The following is a 15,924-nucleotide window of genomic DNA, read 5'->3' on the forward strand; positions in this document are numbered from 1 at the left end:
TTTTTCCGTTTCCTGATGACTTAAGCGGTTTCCGCCGCCACGGCGCGCACATTGATCGCCTGCGGGGCGAGCGGATTGTGCGGACGGGTCTCCAGCCAGAAACGGTAAAGCGTGTTCTTCGCGGCTTCGAGTCGATAGTCGCTGGTCGCGCGCATGTCCGAAAGCGGCGCGTAGTCGTTGCCCATCGCGATCATCGCGGCCTGCGCCGTGGCTTCGTGCCATTGCGCGTCGGCAAGCACGGCTTCGGTGTGGGTCGCGCGCTTCGGCGTGGCAGCCATGCCGCCGAAGGCGATGCGCGGCTCGCGAACCGTGTCGCCATCGGCGATGAAGGCGAACGCGGCGCACACGGCCGAAATATCCGAGTCGAAACGCTTGGACACCTTGTAGGTGCGGAACTTCAGGTTCGCACGCGCGCCGGTGCGCGTCGGCACTTTCAGCGCGAGCACGAATTCGTGCTCGGCCATGTCTTTCTTCTGGTACGCCAGATAGAGGTCTTCGAGCGGCATCTCGCGTTCGACGTCGCCGCCGCGCAGCACCACGCGTGCGCCCAGCGCGATCAGGCCCGGCATCGAGTCGCCGATCGGCGAGCCGTTCGCCACGTTGCCGCCGATGGTGCCCGCGTTGCGGATCGGCAGCGAGGCGAAACGCAGCCACATTTCTTCCAGCTCGGGATAGTGCTTCGCCAGTTCCGCATACGCGCGCTCGACGCTCACGGCCGCGCCGATTTCGATGAACGCGTCGCTCACGGCGATCTCGCGCATCGCGTCGATCTGGCCGACGTAGACGACGTTGCCCAGCTCGCGCATCTGCTTGGTGACCCACAGGCCGATATCGGTGCTGCCCGCGAGAATGCGCGTGTCCGGGCGCGCTTCCTTGATCGCGGCGAGCGCATCCACGGTGCGCGGCGCGTCGTATTGCTGGCCCTTGTGCTCGTAATGGAAGGTGTCCTTGCGCTCGATCGTCGCGAGCGTGTTGCTCAGCGCCTTCACGTCGATGGGCGCCTTCGGCCCTTCGAGCTTGAACATCTGCTCGGCGGAATCCAGGATCGGGCGATAGCCGGTGCAGCGGCACAGGTTGCCGGTGAGCGCGTTGGCGATGTCGTCGCGCGACGGCGTGCTGCAGGCGCTCTTGCCTGCGCAGCCGCCGGGCGCGCCAGCGTGCTCGTGACCATGCTTTTCATAGAGCGCCCACATCGACATCACGAAACCCGGCGTGCAGAAACCGCACTGCGAGCCGTGGCAATCGACCATCGCCTGCTGCACGGGATGCAGCGAGCCGTCGGGCTGGCGCAGGTCTTCGACGGTGAACAGCGCTTTGCCGTCGAGCGTCGGCAGGAACTGGATGCAGGCGTTGACGGCCTTGAAGCTCACGCCGCCTTCGGCATTGCGCTCGCCGACCACGACCGTGCACGCGCCGCAGTCGCCTTCGGCACAGCCCTCCTTGGTGCCGGTGCAGCGCGCATCTTCGCGCAGATACTGGAGAACGCTGCGGGTGACGCCCGCGTCGCTGACTTCGCGAATCGCGTTGCGGTGATAGAAGCGGATCGGCTCACTCATGATGTCTGTCTCGTCGTGTTTCTGCGGCGCGCGGGAGGCGGATTGCGGAGCGTCCCGAGGTGCCCAAAGCGCGCGCCGCGCATTCTTTCAGTGGACGGTTCGAAAACTATCACCGCCAATATTGAGATCCCATAGCAGCAAGTACATGGGGGATATATCGTCGCGGCGATAAATCGGCGCTTCGTCGTGGTGCGGCGCTTATAGCGCAATGGCCGATTTGCGCTCATATCATTGATTTTCTTGCGAATACGCCATCGAATGCGCCCTGATCGTGCACCATAAAGCGGCAGCCCGTCTTTCTTTAAGCGTAGTTCATGCCCGCTGCGCTTCAATTCCGACCAACCCGCGCCCAACTCCGGCTATTTCCGCTCACGCGGATGTCCCTCTGTTGACACGCCGGTTATGTGCCGGCTGCGCGCAATATGCGTCGGCAGTGCGCGAAAAAACCGTGGGATACGCCCAACGCCCAGCCTTTTCAACGTCTGCATAAGAACCGGTTCCATGGGACAATCTGACCTTTCCCGCCGTTATCTATCCGCGTTTTCCCCATGTCCGCTGATTCAGCGCTCCCGCGCTCCGGGTTGTCGACGACCATGCAGATCATTCCGGTCGTCTTTTTCACCTTCATCTGCTACCTGACCATCGGCATTCCGCTGGCCGTGCTGCCGGGCTACGTGCACAACGACCTCGGTTTCAGCACCGTCGTCGCGGGCGCGGCGATCAGCGTGCAATACATCGCGACGCTCTGCTCGCGGGCGCTGGCCGGACGTTCGGCGGACACGCTCGGGCCGAAGAAGACCGTCAGCATCGGCCTGACGATCTGCGGCGCAAGCGGCGTCATGCTGCTGCTCGCCACGCTCGTCGATCACTGGCCCGGCCTCTCGCTCACGCTGCTGATCGCGAGCCGCCTGCTGCTCGGCTGCGGCGAAAGCCTGTGCGGCACCGGCGCGATCCTCTGGGGCATTGGCCGCGTGGGCACCGCGCACAACGCCAAGGTGATTTCGTGGAACGGCATCGCCACCTATGGCGCGCTGGCGCTGGGCGCGCCGGTCGGCGTGGAAATGGCGCATTACCTGGGCTACTGGATGCTGGGCGTGTCGGTGATCGCGCTCGCGGCGCTGGGCTTCTGGCTCGCACGCCCGATCGCGCCGGTGCCGCTCGTGCACGGCGAGCGCATGTCGTATCGCAGCGTGGTCAAGCGCGTGCTGCCGCATGGCCTGGGACTCGCGCTCGGCTCGGCGGGCTTTGGCTCGATCGCCACCTTCATCACGCTGTTCTACGCGGCGCGCCACTGGCCCAACGCGGCGTTTTCGCTGACGGTGTTCGGCCTGATGTTCATTGGCGCGCGTCTGCTGTTCGCCAACACGATCAAGACCTTTGGCGGCTTCCGCGTGGCAATTGCCTCGTTCTCGTGCGAGTGTGTCGGCCTGCTGCTGCTGTGGCTGTCGCCCACGCCGCACGTTGCGCTGCTCGGTGCGGCGCTCACGGGCTTCGGCTTCGCGCTGGTGTTCCCGGCGCTGGGCGTCGAAGCGGTCGGCCTCGTGCCCGCCGCAAGCCGTGGGGCGGCGCTGTCGGCGTACTCGGTGTTCCTCGACCTGTCGCTTGGCATCACCGGGCCGCTGGCCGGTTATGTGGCGAACGTGTTCGGCTACGGCTCGGTGTTCCTGTTCGCCGCCATCGCCGCCGCGGCAGCCGTGGCGCTGTCCGTCTCGCTGCATCGCAAGAGCGTGCGCGAAGCGGCGCTCGCCCAGCCGGTCACATCGGACGCGCAATAACGCTCAGCGCCATTCCCGCACCATAAAAAAACCGCACCGGGCAGCCAGCCCGATGCGGTTTTTTTGCGCCTGGCGACGCGCGAAAGCGCCGCCACACGTCTATCGCCCTGCCTTACTTCTTCACGGCGCTCGGGTCGAGCTTCTTGCCCGTTTCCTCGTTGTAGCGGTGCACGTACTCCTCGCTGAGCTTGCGCATCGCGCGGCCGATCTTGCGGTAATCCGATTCGTTCAGGTTCGCGAGCGACACGCGGCCCGACGGATGCGCCGTGCCGAAGCCCTTGCCCGGCAGCAGCACGACGCGCGCCTCCGCCGCCAGACGGAACAGCAGCTCGTTCGGCTGCACCTGCTTGAGCAGCCAGTCGACGAACTCGCGGCCAAAGCGCTTCTCGCCCAGGAACTCCATGTCGATGATCGTGTAGTAATCGACCTGGTTCGGATCGGCCTCGTCGATGGCAATGCCCATCTCTTCGAAGAGCGCGCGCTTGCGGCTGCGGATCAGGCGCTTGAGTGCGTTCTTGTAGGCGTCCGGCGTGTCCATCAGCGAGAACAGCGAGAACAGCACCATCTGCACCTGCTGCGGCGTCGACAGACCGGCCGTGTGGTTGAGCGCGACGGTGCGGCTGTCGGCCACCAGACGGTCGATGAACTTGAGCTGGTCAGGCTCGGTCGTGATCGACTCGTAGCGCTTGTGCAGGATCTTCTTCTCTTCCTTGGGCAGCTTCGCGAGCGTGGCGTCCAGCACGTTGTCGCGATGCGTCGCGATCGCGCCCAGGCGCCAGCCCGTCGCACCGAAGTACTTCGAGTAGGAGTACACGAGAATCGTGTTCTTCGGCGCGAGCGCAAAGAGCGAGACGAAGTTGTCGGCGAAAGTGCCGTACACGTCGTCGGTCAGCAGGATCAGGTCGGGGCGTTCCTTGATGATCTCCGCGATGTATTCGAGGCTTTCGTCGTCGATCTTCACCGACGGCGGGTTGCTCGGATTCACGAGGAAGAACGCCTTCACCTTCGGGTCGCGCAGCTTGTCGAGTTCCTTCTTCGAGTACTGCCAGTTGTTCTCGACCGTCGCATCCAGGTGCACGACGTTGAGCTGGTAGTCGTTGAGTTCGGGGATCTCGATGTAGGGCGTGAAGATCGGCATGCCCAGCGCGATGGTGTCGCCCGCCTTGATCAGGAAGTTCTCGCGCATCGTGTTGAAGATGTACGTCATGGCCGCGGTGCCGCCTTCGACCGCGAACACGTCGAACTCGCCGACAAACGGATGCTTGCCGATCATCTCGCGGCGCAGGTACTGCCCGACGATGATTTCCGACAGCTTGAGCATGCGGTCAGGTACCGGGTAGTTGCAGGCCAGGATGCCTTCGCACATTTCGTAGAGGAAGTCGCCCGCCGACAGCCCGAGCTGGTCGCGCACATACGACACCGCGCCGCCGATGAAGTCGATGCCGGGCTGGCCCTTGTTCTCGCGCAGGAACTGGTCGAAGCGCTCGACGATGCCGTCGCGCTGCGGGAAGCCGCCCACGCCTTCGGGCATGTAGGAGAACGAGCGTTCCGATTCGCGCATCGCGAACAGGCCCAGTTGCCAGAAGCCGTGGCGCGGAATCGTCGCGAGGAAGTTGGGGTTGCCGCGCCCGGCGTTGAGCATGGCGAGATTGGCCGGGCGCTCGGTGGCGCCGCCGCCCGCGGCCTTGATGAGTTCGTCCTTGAGCTCGAACGGGCTCAGTGCGTCGATGCCCGACTTTTCCTTCGAACCGTTACCGTTGCCTTTACCTTTTGCCATGATGCTCTCCAGTGGAAGACATTGAGCGTGCCGCCGCTTTTGCGCGCATTGCACTCATTGCGCGACGGCACGCGATTCGACCCGCGTCTTGTTCAAGACTTGTTCAATTCAGGCAAGCCGTCGCGCGTTCAAACGACGCGCGCGGCCCGCATCGACTTCATTGCCTTGACTCACCTCATGCCAGCCCGACCACGAGCGGCCCAAGCAGCGTGAGCAGCACGTTCGCGATCGCGTAGGTGATGGCGAACGGCACGGTCGGCACGGCGCTCTCGGCCTTGTCGAGAATGCCGCCGAAAGCCGGGTTCGCACTGCGCGAGCCGGACAGCGCGCCCGCGAGAATCGCCGCGTTGTTGTACTTGAGCACGTAGCGGCCAAACAGCATCGTGAGGATCAGCGGCACGATGGTCACCACCACGCCGAGCAGGAAGATCGTGATGCCGCTCTGCTTGATCGTCACCACGGCCTGCAGCCCCGAATTCAGCCCCACCACCGCCACGAACGCCGCAAGCCCGAAGTCCTTGAGCAGTTGCGAGGCGGCCGGCGGCATCACGCCGTACATCGGATGCTTGCCCCGCATCCAGCCGAACACCAGGCCCGCCAGCAGGCAGCCGCCGCCCGAGCCCAGCGTGAGCGGAATGCCCGCCACGTTCACGACGATCAGGCCGACCAGCAGGCCCAGCACGAGACCCACGCCCATGTAGATGAAGTCGGTCTTGTTGCTCCAGGCAAGCTCGTAACCGGCTTCCTGCACGGCGCGCTTGGTGTCGGTGGCCGTGCCGTAGATCGTGATGACGTCGCCGTGTTCGAGCTGCGTCTGCGGCAGCACCGGCACCGGCTGGCCCGCGCGCTCGATCTTCTCGATATAGACGCCGTGGCGCATGTCGTGATCGACGTTCTTGCGGACTTCGGCGATCGTCGTGTGGTTCATGCCCTTCTTCGTGAAGACGAGCTGGCGCGTCTGCAGCACGAGGCTCATGCCGCCCGAATCCGGCACCTCGGGCCCGATCAGCGCGCCCACTTCGACCATCTGCTCGCGGCGACCCACGACCAGCACGAGGTCGTCGCGGCTGAGCACGAAATCCGGCGTCGAATCGACGATCTTGCCCGCGCGGCGGATCTTCTCGATGGCGACGAAATCGTTCTCCGCCGATTCGAGCTGCTTGACCGTCTTGCCCGCGGCGGCTTCGACGCGGAACACGCGCCCGAACAGTTCCGGCAGCGCCGTCACCTGGCCCGGCCCCGACGACCCGCCGCCGCCCGCCATTTCGCGCTCGGCGTCCTGCGAGGCGTCCTTGAGGCTGCGGCCCATGAACTTCGGCAGGATGTTCACGCAGACGATGATCGCGCCGAGCGAACCGAACACATAGGTCACCGCATAGCCGATCGCGACGTCGGCCTGCATCGCCTTGACCTGATCGGCGGGCAGACCCAGCCGCGCGATGGCGTCGCCCGCCGTGCCGATGATGGCCGACTGCGTCATGCCGCCCGCGGCGAGACCGGCAGCGAGGCCCTTGTTGAGGTGGAACAGCTTCGCGCACACCAGCACCGTGAAGAGGCCCGCGAGCGCCATGAACACGGCCATGGCGATTTCGCGCAGCGTCTTGCGGTTCAGCGAGTTGAAGAAGCCCGGCCCCGAGTCGTAGCCCACGGCGTAGATGAAGACGGCGAACATCACCGATTTCACGCCGTTATCGATCGTCACGCCCACCTGGCTGACCACGACCGCGGCGAGCAGCGACCCGCCCACGCCGCCTAGCTGAAACTTCCCGAAGTTGATCTGGCCGATCCAGTAACCGACGGCCAGCGAGAGAAACAAGGCGATTTCAGGGGATTTGTGAAAGATGTCATGTAGCCATTCCATCGTGCCCTCGCATGGGTAGGTGTGTGATGCTCTGTTGCCGCCGCATGAGAACGACCGCGCGGGCGTGTGCCAGCGTCAGCCGAACTTCGTCGCGAGCCCGACCACCACGGGCCCCATGAGCGGCAACAAGATATTCGACAGCGCGTAAGTGATCGTGTAACCGATCACCGGCGTCGAATTGCCGGTGACGCCGACGAGCGCACTGATCGCCGGCGTGCTGCACTGCTGACCTGCAATCGCGCCGAGCAGCATCGGCGCTTCGAGCTTGAGAAACATGCGCCCGATCCAGAGAGAGAGAAGGCCCGGAATCAGCACCATCAGGATGCCGGCGAGCGGCAGCGCGAGACCGTATTCGCGCACGAGCTTGATGGCGTCCGGGCCGGCCGACAGCCCCACGGCCGCGATGAACGTGGCGAGGCCGAAGTCCTTGAGCACCTGCGCCGCCGCCGATGGCAGCGAGCCGACCACGGGAAAATGCGAGCGCAACCAGCCGAAGAACAGGCCCGAGAGCAGGCAGCCGCCGCCCGTGCCGAGCACGAGCGCTACGCCCCCTACATTGACGCCCAGGCGCCCGATCATCATGCCGACCAGCACGCCGAGCCCCAGGTACACGAAATCGGTTTTCTGGGTCTGCTGGATCACGTAACCCAGACGCTTCGCGCCGCGCGCGACGTCGGAGGGCGCGCCGACCAGCGTGAGCACGTCGCCGCGATGCACGACCGTGCCGGGCAGCGCGGGCACCGTGGTGTCGAGCCGCGTGATCGCGCCCACATAGATGCCGCGCGCGTCCTCGGGCGAAGCGCGCTCGCGCAGCTGGGCAAGCGTGAGGCCATTGGCTTCGCGGCGCGTGAGCATCACGTCAACGCGCTGCGCGAGCAGCTTCGTGAAGGCCTCGCCGGAGACTTCGGCGCCGAGCAGCGCGGATGCTTCGACAATCGATTCGCGCCGTCCCGCGATCATCACCACATCGCCCGCTTGCAGCACGAACTGCGCATCGGCGACGAGCTGGCGTTTTTCGCGCAGCACGCGCTCGATCGTCACGTTGTTGCCGAAGCGCGCCTCGAAGGCGGCGACCTGGGTGCCCGCGGCCGGCCCCACTTCGAAGGTGCGGCCCACGAGCGCGGGCAGCGCGAGCCGCTGGCCCTCGTCGAGCACGCCGTCGCCGCCGAGCTTGCGAAAGAGGCGCGCGGCTTCCTCGCGCAGGTTCACGCGCATGATGAGCGGCGCAACCTGGCTCGTGAACAGCACGATGGTGATGAGGCCAAAGAGGTAGCTCACGCTATAGGCCGTGACGATATGCGCCTGCATCGTGCTGACCTGGGCGTCGGACAGCCCCAGCTTCGCGATCGCTTCAGACGCCGTGCCGATCACTGCGGATTCGGTGGCCGCGCCCGCCAGCAGCCCGGCGGCGGTGCCCGCGTCGAGTTTCATCAGGACGACTGCAATCATCACGAGCGTCATGACGGAGACGATCTCGACAATCGACAGCAGTCCGTAACGCCAGCCGCGCCCAACGTTTGCGAAGAACTGCGGGCCGCCCGTGAAGCCGAGCGCGAAGATGAATAGTGCGAACGCCACGTTCTTGAGATCGGGGGCGATGCGCGCGCCCGTCTGGCCGAGTACGAGCGCAACAATCAGCGTGCCGCATACGCCGCCAAGCGATATCGGGCCGAAGCGAATTGAACCAATTAGATAACCGAGCGCAAGGCTCACGAACAGGGCAATCTCGGGTTGCGACTTCAGCAATTCGACGATCATGTCTGGTCTGCCGATTTACGTATTTTCTTCCCAAAAGCGCTTAAAAGAGCATGCGTACGGCATGCACGCCTTTAACCTTGCGCCCGCCGTTTATTTGCGCAATGCGCAATAAAAGCCCAAATCAATCCTTATCCGCCGTTTATGTTAAAAATGTGAAGCCGCCCTGCACCCCACAAAGACAAAGCACGACGACAAAGGATTGAAAACAACCGTATTCAGCGGGACAAAATAGCAGACTGCGAAAAACACTGTCGCGAGTGTGTGCAACGGCCAAATGAAAAGTCTTTTCCCGGCCGCATGTGCGTAAATTCAATCCATTTCCGGCAGCATTTTGTGTGATCTGGAAATCGTGGCATGACGCGGCAAATCGACTCTCACAATTCCCGTGCCAGTTGTTGCTGGATTTTTTAACAGGCAGGAAACAGCCCGACCGTTTGAGATAAATATTGTAATTCCCAACGACTGTCAATATTATTTTCGTGCACGATCGCTGTCCGCTCATCGGGATTCCGCGTTACATTGGATCCCCGGCTTTAGCCGCTTAAAGTCCGTGTAACGCCCATTCAACCGGCACACGCACCAGCATACGAGGCGAAATCGATGAACCAGATACACGCCATGCGCGTCTTCGTCAGGGTTGCGGAGTCGCAGAGCTTTCGCCGCGCCGCCCAGCAACTCGATGTCTCGAATGCGCTCGTCACCCGCTCGATCGCGATGCTCGAAGCGCACCTGCATACGCGCCTCATCAATCGCACCACGCGCAATCTTTCGCTGACCGAAGCAGGTCTGCGCTACCTCGAAGGTTGCAAGAGCGTGCTTGAAGAACTCGATCACCTGGAAGATTCGCTCGCCCACACCGAGCGCGAGCCCAGCGGCACGCTGCGCGTGATGGCGGCGGGCGCGCTGTCGCTCGCCACGCTCACGCCGCTCATCGACGGCTTTCGCCGGCTGTATCCGCGCGTGAACGTGCGCCTCACGCTGGCCGAAAAGCACACCGAGTTGCTCGAAGACGGCTTCGATGTGGGCATCGTCGCGGCGTGCGCCACGCGCGCCGGCGATTTCGTCGAACATGCGCTGGGCACCACGGCGTTCGTGCCCTGCGCTTCGCCGGCCTGGCTTGCCGAACATGGTGAACCGCTCACGCCCGAACAACTGGAACAGCACGCAGCCGTGACGCTGCCGCCCGAGGAGCGCAGCGTGAGCTGGCTGTTCGCGCGGCCCGGCGAGAGCGCGCAGCAGGTCACGCTGCAGCCCGGCTATGCGGTCAACAACATGCTGATGGTGCGGCTTGCGGCGCTCGCGGGCATGGGCGTGGCGGTCGTGCCCGCACCGCTGGTCGCCGACGACCTGGCTGCAGGCACGCTCGTGCGCCTGTTGCCCAGCTATGAGATCGAGGACGCGCAGGCCAGCATGGCCATCGTCTATCCGCGCCGCCAGTACCTGCCTGCGAAGACGCTGCGCTTCGTCGATTACACCATCGAGCACTTTCAGCAGGCCTGCGAAGAAAAACCGGCGCCGCTCGCGCGACATACCGCACGGGCCGCCGACGCGCCCATGCTCATGCACAGCTAGCCTGGCAAGGTCGCACCGGCGCTTTCGCACCAGGGCGCGCGAGCGCCCTTTTTCTCGCATCGGGGCGCGCAAGCGCCCTTTTCCTTGTCGACGCTCAGTCGCAAGTCGACCGGCGCTCAGCGTGCGTGCGACAACGCATCGTCCTGCGCATTGTCCACGCCCACCGCGCCGCACAGTTCGCGCAGCAGCGGCGCTTCGCGCTCGTGCACCTCCACCGGCAGCCAGATCGCCCCGGCCCACGCCAGGTAGCGCGCGCGATGCTGGCCGTTGCGAAACGCCACCACGCCCACGTGCGCCACGCCAAGCCAACCGGCCAGGCCACCCGCGCGCCGCTTCGTGATCGTCACATAAGGCATTTGGGGCACGCGCTCGTTGCGCGGATCGAGGAACTCGCGGATGCCGCGCACCTTGCCCACGTGCCAGTCGTCGACGGGCTTGAGCACGTAATCGGTATCGTCGCGGTTCGCGCAAAGCAGCAGCTTGTGGAGATCGACGAGCACCACTTCGTGGCGCGTGCCGTCGGTCGTGAAGACGCGCTTGAAGCGCACATGGTCGAAGGCTTGATGATCTGGCAATGGCACGACCCAGACCGGGCCGCTTGCCGTCTGCAATGACGGCGATGGAATCGAAGGCATCTCGGGGGGCGTGGACATGGACGTCTTCGGCATGCAGGTAATGCGGCTCTCGCAGGGAGGAAAAGCGGCCTAAGCTACGAGGGATTCGTGACTATTTCGTGACCTATGCCGCGTGAATGCACGCAGTGTGGGTTCATCCGGGAAGCCGCTAATGGACACTCAAGACGCCGCCAGTGACGACACCTCCTGCGACCAGCGTATCGAAACATTCGGCCCACATGTACGCATCGAATCGCGCGGCCATGTTGCAACCGTCGTGCTCGACCGCCCCGCGCAACGCAATGCAATCGACCGCGCCGTCGCCGATGCGCTCGCCGCCGCCTTTACACGTTTCGAATCGAATCCGCACTGGCGTGCAGGCGTGCTGTTCGGCGCAGGCGGCACCTTCTGCGCGGGCGCCGATCTCGGCGCACTCAACGACGATGCGCGCCGCAACGAAGTCCACGCCGACGGCAGCGGCCCCGGCCCGCTCGGCCCGACCCGCATGCTGCTGAACAAGCCTGTGATTGCGGCCGTTTCAGGATACGCCGTGGCAGGAGGCCTGGAACTCGCGTTGTTCTGCGATCTGCGGGTCATCGAACAAAACGCCGTACTGGGCGTGTTCTGTCGCCGCGTGGGCGTGCCGCTGATCGATGGCGGCACGGTGCGCCTGCCGCGCCTGATCGGCCTGTCGCGCGCGCTCGACCTGATCCTCACGGGACGCGCCGTGGATGCGCAGGAAGCGTTGTCGTTCGGCCTGGCGAACCGCGTGGTGCCGCCCGGCGCCGCGCGTGCCGAAGCCGAAGCGCTGGCCGCACGACTCGCGGCCTTTCCGCAGGCGGCGCTGCTCGCGGATCGCCGCTCGGCGCTGGAAAACAGCGAGCTTGCCGACCTGGCGCAAGCCCTGCGCCGCGAAGGCGCGGGCGGCTATCGCGCGGTGCTCGACGAAGGTCTCGCGATGGCCGCGCGTTTCGCGTCGGGCGCGGGCCGTCACGGCACATCGTTCGACGATTGATGCGGATTGGCTTGAACGCGGCGGCGCGAGCCGCTAGATTAAATCAGACAGACCTCGCGTATCTGTGCGCGTGCGTGGCAGCGTGAACGCATGCAATAACTGCGCTACCGAAGCAACAACAACGCCCGCGCCGCCCGCCCCAACTTGCCCCTTCGCACCCTGCGCAAGCGTTGCGCAATCCGCACCACGAAGGGTTCTCCCCCGGACAAGACGCCGCCGCGCGCGCAACCCATGATGCCGCATCAGGGGATCTTCCATGCCGACGGATCGAATCATCCGATTCGCGGACTTCGAACTCGACGTCGAGCGCTACCAGCTCCGCCGCGCCGGTGAGCAAGTCCGGCTCGAACGCCTGCCGATGGATCTGTTGATCCTGCTCGCGTCGCGTCACGGCGAGCTGATCTCGCGCGCCGATATCGTCGAACGCCTCTGGCACGGCAACCCCTATCGCGACACCGAAAACGGCATCAACACCGCGATCCGCAAGATCCGCATCGCACTCGCCGACGATCCGCTCAAGCCGCGTCATCTCGTGACCGTGAAGGGCAAGGGCTATCGGTTCGACGGTGCAGATTTCGCGAGCCTCGCAACCGCCGACGCCATCGACGCGCCGCGCGCGCATCGTGCGGTGCGCGTGCTCGTGCTGCCGTTTGCAAACCTCACCGACGACGCGCATCAGGAACACCTGTGCAGCGCGCTCGCCGATGAAATCTCGGCGACGCTCGGCGCACTCGGCGCGGAACGTCTGCGCCTGATTGCGCGCACCACCGCAGCGCGTTATCGCGACACCGCCAAAAGCATTGGCGAGATCGCGCGCGAGCTCAAGCTCGACTATGTGCTCGAAGGTTCGCTCTCGCGCGAAGGGCCGCGCGCGCGCATCCTCACGCGCCTGATCCGCTGCGCCGATGAAGTGCAGATCTGGAGCCGCGCGCACGAGCCGGTCTCGCCAGGCGCGCTCGACATCCTCAAGGAGGCCGCCGCCGCGCTCGCGCAGGATCTTGCGACGACGCTCTCGGAGCAGCAGCGCTCGCTGCTCGCGCGGCGCCTGCCGGTCGATCCCGCCGCGCACGACGCCTATGTGCGCGGGCGCTACTTCTGGTATCGGCGCGTGCATTTCGATGCGTCGTTCTGCGCGCATCACAGCATCGACGGCGAGGACTTCGCGCGCAGCCGCGCCTATTTCGAAACCGCGCTCGAACACGATCCGAACTACGCGCTGGGCTACGCCGGTCTGTCGAACTACTACGGCGCGGCGGTCGTGCACGGCATGTTCTCGCCCGACGACGGCTGGCCGATTGCGCGCGCGCTCGCGCATAACGCGCTCGAACTCGACCCCGATCTGCCAGAGGCGCACCACGCGCTCGCGGCCGTGCGCTACTTCTTCGAATGGGACTGGGCACGCGCCGAAGCCGGCTTCAAGGAGGCGCTGCGGCGCAACCCGAGCTATCCGGAGGCGCACCGGCTCTATGCGCGACTGCTGATGTCGGCGGGCCGGCGCGCCGAGGGCGAAGTCGAAATGGCGCGCGCCGAACACATCGATCCGCTGGCGTTTCAGGGCTCGCGCGCCTTCGGCATGATTCTCGCGGGACGCCACGAGGAGGTGGTGAGCGACTATCTTGCGCCGGGCCACATGGAGTATTCGCCGCTCGCGTACCAGTTGCTTGCGACGGCCTTCGAGGTGAAGCGGCTCCACGCGCAGGCCGTCGATGCGACGGTCGAGGCGCTCGTGCGCTGCAATCTGCACGCGCGCGCAGCGACGATCCGCGCGCAATGGGAAGCGGGCGGCTACGACGCGGTGCTGCGCTGGTATCGCGACGATCTGCTGGCCAGGCGGCGCAGCCAGTACACCTCGCCGCTACTGATCGCCGAAATCTACGCGCGCCTTGGCCAGCCCGACGAGATGTTCCACTGGCTCGATGCAGCGCTCGCCGAGCGCAGTTCGCGCCTGTGCGAGCTGCGCGTGAATCCGTGGTTTCAGCCCTATCGCCCGGGCGGGCGCATGAGAAGAATCGAACAGCTGGTTGGCGAGGGCCGGACGCAGTAACCGGGCTGCGTACCGGCCCCTGGATAGACGTTCTGCCTGCGGCTCGTCCTAGTTGCCGTGATAGATGTCGTTGTTCAGTCGATCGCGTTCACCCGATTTTTCCGAACGCACCAGGTCCTGATAGACCTGCGCGTGCGTGAGCGCCATCGGCGCGCCCGAGGCGCTGTTGGTCATGGGCGTGCCGCCCACGTCCTGCGAAGCCGAAGGGGCGCCCTGCGACGGATCGGACGACGAATCGGCCAGCGCGAGTCCTGCGAACAAGGCGGCCGAGCAGGCCACCGCGATGCGTACGGTATTCAGCGTGTTCATGTCATCGCTCCAGGAGAAGAAAGCGCATGCGAGGCGGCCGCCATGCGCGGTGCGGACGAAACGGGCCTGTCGTGGGAGCTGGGTGAAAGTGTGCGGGGACGCTGTTGAAACCTGGGCGGGTCTGCGGCCGCCTCCCCGAAAAGCGCATCGGCCACGGCGGCGGACGCAGGCGGGTTCGTGGACGCATGGTGCGGCCCGCGCCCGCCGCGCGCCATGGACGTAACCTGAAGAAATCGTCAAGGCAACCGGCAGACGGGCGGTGTTGCGTAAGAAGAACGCAAGAAAAGGGTGTCGCATGCGCCAAGGCGCATTTCAGTACAATTCCGGGTTGACTCCTGTGCCGCGCCTGCAACACGCCTGCGCGTGCGGGATCCAGCCCCCGATCTAGTCTGATCACGCCAGCCACACAGCCATGCCACTGCCCCTCCTCGCCCTTGCCGTCGCCGCGTTTGGTATCGGTACCACCGAATTCGTCATCATGGGCCTGCTGCCCGATGTCGCGCGCGACCTCAGCGTGTCGATTCCGGCGGCGGGGATGCTGGTGTCGGCCTATGCGCTGGGCGTGACGATCGGCGCGCCCATCGTCGCCATCGCCATTGCCAACGTGCCGCGCAAGGCGGCGCTCATGCGCCTGATCGGCATCTTCATCGTCGGCAACCTGCTATGCGCGCTCGCGCCCAACTATTCGATCCTGATGGCCGCGCGCATCGTCACGGCGTTCTGCCATGGCGCGTTCTTCGGCATCGGCTCGGTCGTGGCGGCGGGGCTCGTCGCGCCCAACCGGCGCGCCCAGGCGATCGCGCTGATGTTCACGGGCCTCACGCTCGCCAACGTGCTGGGCGTGCCGCTGGGCACCGCGCTCGGCCAGCTGGCCGGCTGGCGCACGACCTTCTGGGCCGTGACCGGCATTGGCCTGCTTGCCGCGCTGGCGTTGCAGGTCTGCCTGCCGAAGCACATCGAAATGCAGAAGGCGAGCCTCGTGCACGAATTCAGCGTGCTCAAGAACCCGCAGGTGCTGATGGTGCTGGGCATCAGCGTGCTGGCGTCGGCGAGTTTGTTCTCGGTGTTCACCTACATCACGCCGATCCTCGAAGACGTCACCGGCTTCTCGCCGCACGAAGTCACCTTCGTGCTGCTGCTGTTCGGCCTCGGCCTGACGGTGGGCAGCACGCTGGGCGGCAAGCTCGCGGACTGGAAGCTGATGCGCTCGCTGCTCGTGTTCCTCGCGATGATCGGCGTGGTGCTCGCGGTGTTCTCGGCGACCATGCACGACCCGATCATGGCCAGCGCGACGATCTTCGTCTGGGGCATCCTGGCGTTCGCCATCGTGCCGCCGCTGCAGATGCTGATCGTGAACCGCGCGAGCGAAGCGCCTAACCTGGCCTCGACGCTCAATCAGGGCGCGTTCAATCTCGGCAACGCGGGCGGCGCGTGGATCGGCGGCGTGGCGATCGGCTCGGGCGCCGCGCTCACGACGCTGCCGTGGGTCGGCCTGCTGATGGCGCTGGCCGCGCTTGGCCTCACGTTCGTGTCGGCACAGCTCGACCGGCGCGCGCGCCGCCGCACGGCGCCGGCTGGCCCGACCTCGGCGATCTGACCCGCAAGAAGGCTTTTTCCACACGGTCGCAACAAGCGGCGTAGTA

11 protein-coding genes are annotated in these 15,924 nt (G+C 65.4%); 5 read left to right on the forward strand and 6 right to left on the reverse strand.

What is annotated here, in order from left to right; genetic code table 11:
• Nucleotides 1–20: 20 nt before the first annotated feature.
• Nucleotides 21–1,556 (reverse strand): xanthine dehydrogenase small subunit, encoded by a 1,536-nt coding sequence (xdhA, locus tag BBA01S_RS12585; protein ID WP_027816757.1) that lies wholly within the window; start codon nucleotides 1,554–1,556, stop codon nucleotides 21–23.
• A 548-nt stretch (nucleotides 1,557–2,104) separates the two neighbouring features.
• Here xdhA and BBA01S_RS12590 point away from each other — a divergent pair.
• Nucleotides 2,105–3,331 carry an MFS transporter gene (locus tag BBA01S_RS12590; RefSeq protein ID WP_027816758.1) on the forward strand — a complete coding sequence of 409 codons (1,227 nt, stop codon included), beginning with the start codon at nucleotides 2,105–2,107 and terminating at the stop codon, nucleotides 3,329–3,331.
• 112 nt (nucleotides 3,332–3,443) lie between these two features.
• On the opposite strand, the gene BBA01S_RS12595 is transcribed toward BBA01S_RS12590, so the two are convergent.
• The 3 genes from BBA01S_RS12595 to aspT (BBA01S_RS12605) form a co-directional block, all read right to left on the reverse strand.
• The gene (locus BBA01S_RS12595; protein WP_027816759.1) at nucleotides 3,444–5,108 is read right to left on the reverse strand and encodes a bifunctional aspartate transaminase/aspartate 4-decarboxylase; all 1,665 of its coding nucleotides are present in this window, start codon (nucleotides 5,106–5,108) and stop codon (nucleotides 3,444–3,446) included.
• 175 nt (nucleotides 5,109–5,283) lie between these two features.
• Nucleotides 5,284–6,969, reverse strand: a complete 1,686-nt coding sequence (aspT, locus tag BBA01S_RS12600) for an aspartate-alanine antiporter (protein WP_027816760.1) — start codon at nucleotides 6,967–6,969, stop codon at nucleotides 5,284–5,286.
• Nucleotides 6,970–7,044: 75 nt separating this feature from the next.
• Nucleotides 7,045–8,727 carry an aspartate-alanine antiporter gene (gene aspT / locus BBA01S_RS12605; RefSeq protein WP_027816761.1) on the reverse strand — a complete coding sequence of 561 codons (1,683 nt, stop codon included), beginning with the start codon at nucleotides 8,725–8,727 and terminating at the stop codon, nucleotides 7,045–7,047.
• Between the two features lie 600 nt (nucleotides 8,728–9,327).
• On the opposite strand from aspT (BBA01S_RS12605), the gene BBA01S_RS41045 reads away from it, so the two are divergent.
• Nucleotides 9,328–10,299, forward strand: a complete 972-nt coding sequence (locus BBA01S_RS41045; protein ID WP_084162092.1) for a LysR family transcriptional regulator — start codon at nucleotides 9,328–9,330, stop codon at nucleotides 10,297–10,299.
• 116 nt (nucleotides 10,300–10,415) lie between these two features.
• Here BBA01S_RS41045 and BBA01S_RS41050 read toward each other — a convergent pair whose 3' ends face one another.
• Nucleotides 10,416–10,952 (reverse strand): plasmid fertility inhibition factor family protein, encoded by a 537-nt coding sequence (locus tag BBA01S_RS41050; protein ID WP_042296912.1) that lies wholly within the window; start codon nucleotides 10,950–10,952, stop codon nucleotides 10,416–10,418.
• A gap of 133 nt (nucleotides 10,953–11,085) precedes the next feature.
• On the opposite strand from BBA01S_RS41050, the gene BBA01S_RS12620 reads away from it, so the two are divergent.
• On the forward strand, nucleotides 11,086–11,928 hold the full coding sequence (locus BBA01S_RS12620) for a crotonase/enoyl-CoA hydratase family protein (protein WP_042296914.1): 843 nt from the start codon (nucleotides 11,086–11,088) through the stop codon (nucleotides 11,926–11,928).
• Nucleotides 11,929–12,184: 256 nt separating this feature from the next.
• A complete protein-coding gene (locus tag BBA01S_RS12625) occupies nucleotides 12,185–13,972 on the forward strand; it encodes a winged helix-turn-helix domain-containing protein (protein WP_027816763.1) in 1,788 nt (595 codons plus the stop codon).
• Nucleotides 13,973–14,020: 48 nt separating this feature from the next.
• Here BBA01S_RS12625 and BBA01S_RS12630 read toward each other — a convergent pair whose 3' ends face one another.
• The gene (locus BBA01S_RS12630; protein WP_052391739.1) at nucleotides 14,021–14,281 is read right to left on the reverse strand and encodes a hypothetical protein; all 261 of its coding nucleotides are present in this window, start codon (nucleotides 14,279–14,281) and stop codon (nucleotides 14,021–14,023) included.
• A 412-nt stretch (nucleotides 14,282–14,693) separates the two neighbouring features.
• On the opposite strand from BBA01S_RS12630, the gene BBA01S_RS12635 reads away from it, so the two are divergent.
• A complete protein-coding gene (locus BBA01S_RS12635) occupies nucleotides 14,694–15,878 on the forward strand; it encodes an MFS transporter (RefSeq protein WP_027816765.1) in 1,185 nt (394 codons plus the stop codon).
• The last annotated feature ends 46 nt before the right edge of the window (nucleotides 15,879–15,924 follow it).

It is taken from the genome of Paraburkholderia bannensis NBRC 103871, from assembly GCF_000685015.1.
Lineage (GTDB): Bacteria > Pseudomonadota > Gammaproteobacteria > Burkholderiales > Burkholderiaceae > Paraburkholderia > Paraburkholderia bannensis.

What these genes read in the sequence shown, in the direction of transcription:
- xdhA (WP_027816757.1), bottom strand. Translation starts at nt 1,556, where the DNA reads ATGAGTGAGCCGATCCGCTTCTATCACCGCAACGCGATTCGCGAAGTC.
- BBA01S_RS12590 (WP_027816758.1), top strand. Translation starts at nt 2,105, where the DNA reads ATGTCCGCTGATTCAGCGCTCCCGCGCTCCGGGTTGTCGACGACCATG.
- BBA01S_RS12595 (WP_027816759.1), bottom strand. Translation starts at nt 5,108, where the DNA reads ATGGCAAAAGGTAAAGGCAACGGTAACGGTTCGAAGGAAAAGTCGGGC.
- aspT (WP_027816760.1), bottom strand. Translation starts at nt 6,969, where the DNA reads ATGGAATGGCTACATGACATCTTTCACAAATCCCCTGAAATCGCCTTG.
- aspT (WP_027816761.1), bottom strand. Translation starts at nt 8,727, where the DNA reads ATGATCGTCGAATTGCTGAAGTCGCAACCCGAGATTGCCCTGTTCGTG.
- BBA01S_RS41045 (WP_084162092.1), top strand. Translation starts at nt 9,328, where the DNA reads ATGAACCAGATACACGCCATGCGCGTCTTCGTCAGGGTTGCGGAGTCG.
- BBA01S_RS41050 (WP_042296912.1), bottom strand. Translation starts at nt 10,952, where the DNA reads ATGTCCACGCCCCCCGAGATGCCTTCGATTCCATCGCCGTCATTGCAG.
- BBA01S_RS12620 (WP_042296914.1), top strand. Translation starts at nt 11,086, where the DNA reads ATGGACACTCAAGACGCCGCCAGTGACGACACCTCCTGCGACCAGCGT.
- BBA01S_RS12625 (WP_027816763.1), top strand. Translation starts at nt 12,185, where the DNA reads ATGCCGACGGATCGAATCATCCGATTCGCGGACTTCGAACTCGACGTC.
- BBA01S_RS12630 (WP_052391739.1), bottom strand. Translation starts at nt 14,281, where the DNA reads ATGAACACGCTGAATACCGTACGCATCGCGGTGGCCTGCTCGGCCGCC.
- BBA01S_RS12635 (WP_027816765.1), top strand. Translation starts at nt 14,694, where the DNA reads ATGCCACTGCCCCTCCTCGCCCTTGCCGTCGCCGCGTTTGGTATCGGT.